Consider the following 4,942-nt stretch of genomic DNA (forward strand, 5'->3'; position numbering starts at 1 on the left):
CAGCCGCTGGCGTCGAAGCGGCCAAGGCGGCCCTGTCGCAAGCATCCGAAGGTTTTCGCAAGGAAGACATCGCCGCGGCAGAAGCTCGCCTTGCGGCCGCACAGGCTGCCGCAGCGCAAGCCACGACAGCCTTGGCGGACACCGAGTTGATGGCGCCCAGTAGCGGCACCGTCATCGCACGAGTGCGGGAGCCCGGCAGCATGGTCGCAAGCCAGAGCGCGGTCTACAGCCTGAGCCTGGACAAGCCGGTTTACGTGCGCGCCTACGTGGGCGAGTCGGACTTGGGGCGCATCGCGCCCGGTACTGTGGTGCGCGTCAAAAGCGATTCATCAGAGAAGGTCTATCGCGGCCAGATCGGCTTCATCTCGCCGCGCGCCGAGTTCACCCCCAAGACGGTGGAGACGACGGATTTGCGCACGGATCTGGTCTACCGCCTGCGCATCGTCATCGACGAAGCCGACAGCGACAGTGCCTTGCGCCAGGGCATGCCGGTGACGATCGAGGTCGATGCGAAAGCCGGCACCCGTATCCCGGCGGGGGAGCGTTGAAATGCAGGCAAGCCCTGCTATCGCCGCCGTGCCTGCGGGTGCGGGCGAAGACGCTGCCATCGTCATCGAAGACGTGGACAAGCATTTCGGCGACGTAAAGGCGCTGCGGGGCTTGAGCGCGCGCATCCACTATGGACGGCTGACGGGTCTGGTCGGCCCCGACGGCGCCGGCAAGACGACGCTGATGCGGATTCTGACCGGCCTCCTGGTGCCGAACGCCGGCCACGTCACCTTGGCAGGCTATGACGTGGTCAAGGACAACGACGCCATTCATGTCGCCAGTGGCTACATGCCGCAACGCTTTGGCCTGTACGAAGACCTGTCGGTGATGGAGAACATGCGCCTGTATGCGCAGTTGCGCGGCATGGATGCGGACCGCAACGCCGATCTGTTTGCCGAGCTGCTGGACTTCACGCGGCTCGGACCCTTCACCAAACGCCTGGCCGGCAAGCTCTCCGGCGGCATGAAGCAGAAGCTGGGCCTTGCCTGTGCGCTCATGGCGCGGCCGAAGGTGCTGCTGCTGGACGAGCCGGGCGTGGGTGTCGACCCGGTCAGCCGCCAGGACTTGTGGCGCATGGTGCAGGCGCTGACCGATGAAGGCATGGCCGTGGTCTGGTCCACCGCCTATCTCGACGAAGCCGAGCGCTGCGAGAGCGTGCTGCTGCTGAACCAAGGGAAGCTCCTGTTCGATGGCCCGCCGCAGGAGCTGACCGCGCAGCTCGAAGGCCGCAGTTTCCGTCTGGAAGACGTCGGTGCCGAGCGCCGAGCGGTCCTGACCCAGGCACTCGACCTGCCCAGCGTGAGCGATGGCGTGATCCAGGGCGCCGGCGTGCGCGTGGTGTTGCGCGAGGGCGCTCAAGCGGAGCAGCTCCAGGCCCTGTCCGATCAGGCGCGAGTGGAGCTGGCGCAGGTGCCCGCGCGCTTCGAAGACGCCTTCATCGATCTGCTCGGTGGCGGCCCCGGCGGCACTTCGACGCTGGCCGAGCGTCTGCCGCCGGTTGAGCTGGGTTCCGACATTGCCGTGTCGTGCCGAAACCTCACCAAGCGCTTCGGCGAGTTCACCGCCACCGACAAGGTCAGCTTCGAGGTGCAAAAGGGCGAAATCTTCGGCCTGCTCGGCCCTAACGGCGCCGGCAAGTCCACCACCTTCAAGATGTTGTGCGGCCTGATGAAACCAACTGCTGGCGAAGCGCATGTGGTGGGCCATGATCTGCGCCGCGCCACCGGCGCAGCCAAGAGCCGGCTCGGTACATGGCGCAGAAGTTTTCGCTCTACGGCCTGCTCTCGGTGCAGCAGAACCTGGAATTCTCGGCCGGCGTCTACGGACTGGAAGGCAACACCCGGCGCGAGCGCATTGCCGAGATGATCGAAACCTTCGATCTGGGCGACTGGCTGTCCGCCACGCCCGATTCCCTGCCGCTGGGCCACAAGCAGCGCCTGGCATTGGCTTGTTCGCTGATGCACCGGCCGCCCGTGCTGTTCCTAGATGAACCCACTTCGGGCGTGGACCCGATCACCCGGCGCGAATTCTGGACCCACATCAACGGACTGGCCCGCAAGGGCGTGACCATCATGGTCACCACCCACTTCATGGACGAGGCCGAATACTGCGACCGCGTGGCCATGCTCTCGCGTGCGCAACTGATTGCGCTGGATACGCCCGACGCGCTCAAACGTTCGGCGGTCAGCCCCGAACGACCCGACCCGACGATGGAGGACGCCTTCATTCACCTGGTGGAGTCGGCGGACCGCGAGCTGGAGGCCGCCACATGAACGGCACCACAAAGCACAAGGACGGGAATGGACCACAGCAGACCGACCTGCGCCATTTTGATCTGCGGCGCTTGATCGCCCTGGTCACCAAGGAAAGCTACCAGGCGCTGCGCGACCCCTCGACGCTGCTGATCGCGTTCGTGCTGCCGGTGGTGTTGCTGCTGCTGTTCGCCTATGCGGTGTCGCTGGATGCGAAGGATGTCCGCGTCGGCGTGGTGCTGGAGTCGCCCGGCGCTGCAGCGCAGGAGCTTGCGGCGGCCTTTGCCGGCACAAAGTTCCTGGATGCCCACTTCGCCCATGACCGGCGCGAAGTGGCCGACCAGCTGGTCTCAGGCGACCTGCGCGGCTACGTGGTGATCCCGCAGGATTTCGAGCAGCGGCTGGCCCAGCGTGGCAGCGAGCCGCTGGTGCAGATCGTCACCGACGGCTCCTACCCCAATACCGCCAACTACGTCGAGAACTACGCCCGCGGCGTGGTCCAGTCCTGGCGTGCCGGACTGGACGTCGGAGCACCAGCGCAGGCCGTCATGCTGGAACCGCGCTACTGGTTCAACCCCGAGCTGGAAAGCCGCCGCGCACTGATTCCCGGTGCCATCGCCATCGTCATGACCATCATCGGCACCATGCTGACTGCACTGGTGGTGGCGCGTGAATGGGAGCGCGGCACCATGGAGGCGGTGCTGTCCACGCCGGCCTCGGTGGCCGAAATCCTGATCGGCAAGCTGCTGCCGTACTTCGTGCTCGGCATGCTGTCCACGCTGGGTGCGGCGGCGCTGGCGGTGTTCGTGTTCGGGGTCCCGATGCGGGGCTCGCTGGCGGCGCTGCTGCTGCTGTCGGCGGTGTTCATGGTGCCGGCGCTGGGTCAGGGTCTGCTGATTTCCTCCTTGGCACGCAACCAGTTCCTGGCAGCGCAGATCGCGCTGTTCACGGGCTTCCTGCCGGCCTTCATGTTGTCGGGCTTTCTGTACGAGATCGACGCCATGCCGGCACCGATCCGCGCCATCACCTTGGTGGTGCCGGCGCGCTACTTCGTCGATTCGCTGAAGACGGTGTTCCTGGCCGGCGACATCTGGGCCGTGTTCCTGCCCAACCTGGCGGCCATGGCGGCGATCGGGGGGCTGTTCTTCGTGATCGCCAAGCGCGCCACGCGCAAGAACCTGGAGTGACGCGATGTTGACTTCCGCATTCTCGTTCACCCGCCTGCGCGCCCAGTTCATCAAGGAAGTGCTCAGCGTCCTGCGCGACCCGCGCAGCCGCATGGTGGTGTTCGTGCCGCCGATCCTGCAGTTGCTGGTGTTCGCCTTTGCCGCGACGCTGGAAGTGCGCAACGTCGATATCGCCGTCTACGATCAGGATGCGGGGCGCTGGTCGCACGAGTTGGTACAGCGCCTGGACAGCGCCCGCTTCATCACCCACGTCCGGCATGTCGACAGCCAACAGCAACTCCACGAGCTGATCGACCGTGGCGAGGTGATCGCCGCGCTCGCCATCCCGGTGGATTTCTCGCGCTCCATCGCCGCCGGCGAAAGTGGCCGCGCGCAGGTACTGGTCGATGGCCGGCGCAGCAACTCCGGGCAGATCACCGTGGCCTATCTGTCCACAATCGCCGCCGATGTCGGCGCCGAGGTCGTGCCCGACGCCCAGGCACCAACGCCCGTGGTCGTGCGCCACTGGTTCAACCCGAATCTGGTCTACCGCTGGTTCATCGTGCCCGGCCTGACGGGCATCCTGGCGCTGTTCAGCGCGCTGCTCATCACCTCGCTGTCGATTGCACGCGAACGCGAGCTTGGCACCTTCGACCAGTTGCTGGTGTCGCCCACCTCGACGCCCGAGATCATCATCTCCAAGTCGCTGCCGGCGCTGGCGATCGGCACGCTGCTGGGTTTGTTCATGATCAGCGCAGGCGTGTTCCTGTTCGGCATTCCATTTACCGGCTCGTTCGCACTTCTGCTTGCCAGCCTGGTGCTGTTCATCGCCTCGGTGGTCGGCATCGGTCTGATGATTTCCGCGGTCAGCATGACGCAGCAGCAGGCCATCCTGGGAGCGTTCGCCATCGGCGTGCCGGCGGTGCTGATGTCCGGCTTTGCGACGCCTGTGGAAAACATGCCTGTCGTCCTGCAATGGCTGGCTCAGGCCATCCCACTGACCCATTTCCTCATCATCGTCGAAGGCAGCTTTCTCAAGGCCATGCCGCCCGGTGACATTCTCGCCAGCCTGTGGCCGCTGGCGGTCATCGCCCTCGCCACGCTGACCATGGCCACCGTATTCGTCCGAGGACGCCTGCAATGAAATCCAAGCCCCGCACTCCCTTTCTTCGCGCAACCGTCACCGGCCTGACCCCTGGGCGCGCGCGTCCGCTCGTGCTGGCCCTGTCCTGCGTGCTGCTGACTGCCTGCGCAAGCGTGGGCCCCGACTACCGCGAGCCGCCGCCGGTCGACGTCGGCAGCGGCTGGAGCTTGCCGTTGGCAAGCGAATCCCAGTCCGCAGACTTGAGCCAATGGTGGTCTGCACTGGACGATCCCATCCTCGATCGCCTGATGGCCACGGCGCTGGCACAGAACCTGGATCTGCGCCACGCTGCGGCACGCATCGATGAGGCACGCGCCCTGCGCGATCGTGTG

At 65.9% G+C, this 4,942-nt stretch carries 3 protein-coding genes and 2 pseudogenes; all 5 read left to right on the forward strand.

Annotation, left to right across the window (positions count from 1 at the left end):
* Positions 1 to 548: HlyD family secretion protein (locus JCM9942_RS10855; protein WP_157722875.1), on the forward strand; the 548-nt coding region annotated here is incomplete at its 5' end.
* Position 549: 1 nt separating this feature from the next.
* A pseudogene (locus JCM9942_RS10860) lies at positions 550 to 2,321 on the forward strand (ATP-binding cassette domain-containing protein).
* Entirely contained in the window at positions 2,318 to 3,487 is a 1,170-nt protein-coding gene (locus tag JCM9942_RS10865; RefSeq protein WP_010792191.1) for an ABC transporter permease, read from the forward strand. Before JCM9942_RS10860 ends, JCM9942_RS10865 begins: the two are co-directional and overlap by 4 nt.
* 4 nt (positions 3,488 to 3,491) lie before the next feature.
* A complete protein-coding gene (locus JCM9942_RS10870) occupies positions 3,492 to 4,610 on the forward strand; it encodes an ABC transporter permease (protein WP_054659622.1) in 1,119 nt (372 codons plus the stop codon).
* Positions 4,607 to 4,942 (forward strand): annotated as a pseudogene (locus JCM9942_RS10875) (hypothetical protein); the annotation flags it as partial. The gene JCM9942_RS10870 and the pseudogene JCM9942_RS10875, both read left to right, overlap by 4 nt.

It is taken from the genome of Stenotrophomonas pictorum JCM 9942 (assembly GCF_001310775.1).
Taxonomy (GTDB): domain Bacteria; phylum Pseudomonadota; class Gammaproteobacteria; order Xanthomonadales; family Xanthomonadaceae; genus Stenotrophomonas; species Stenotrophomonas pictorum.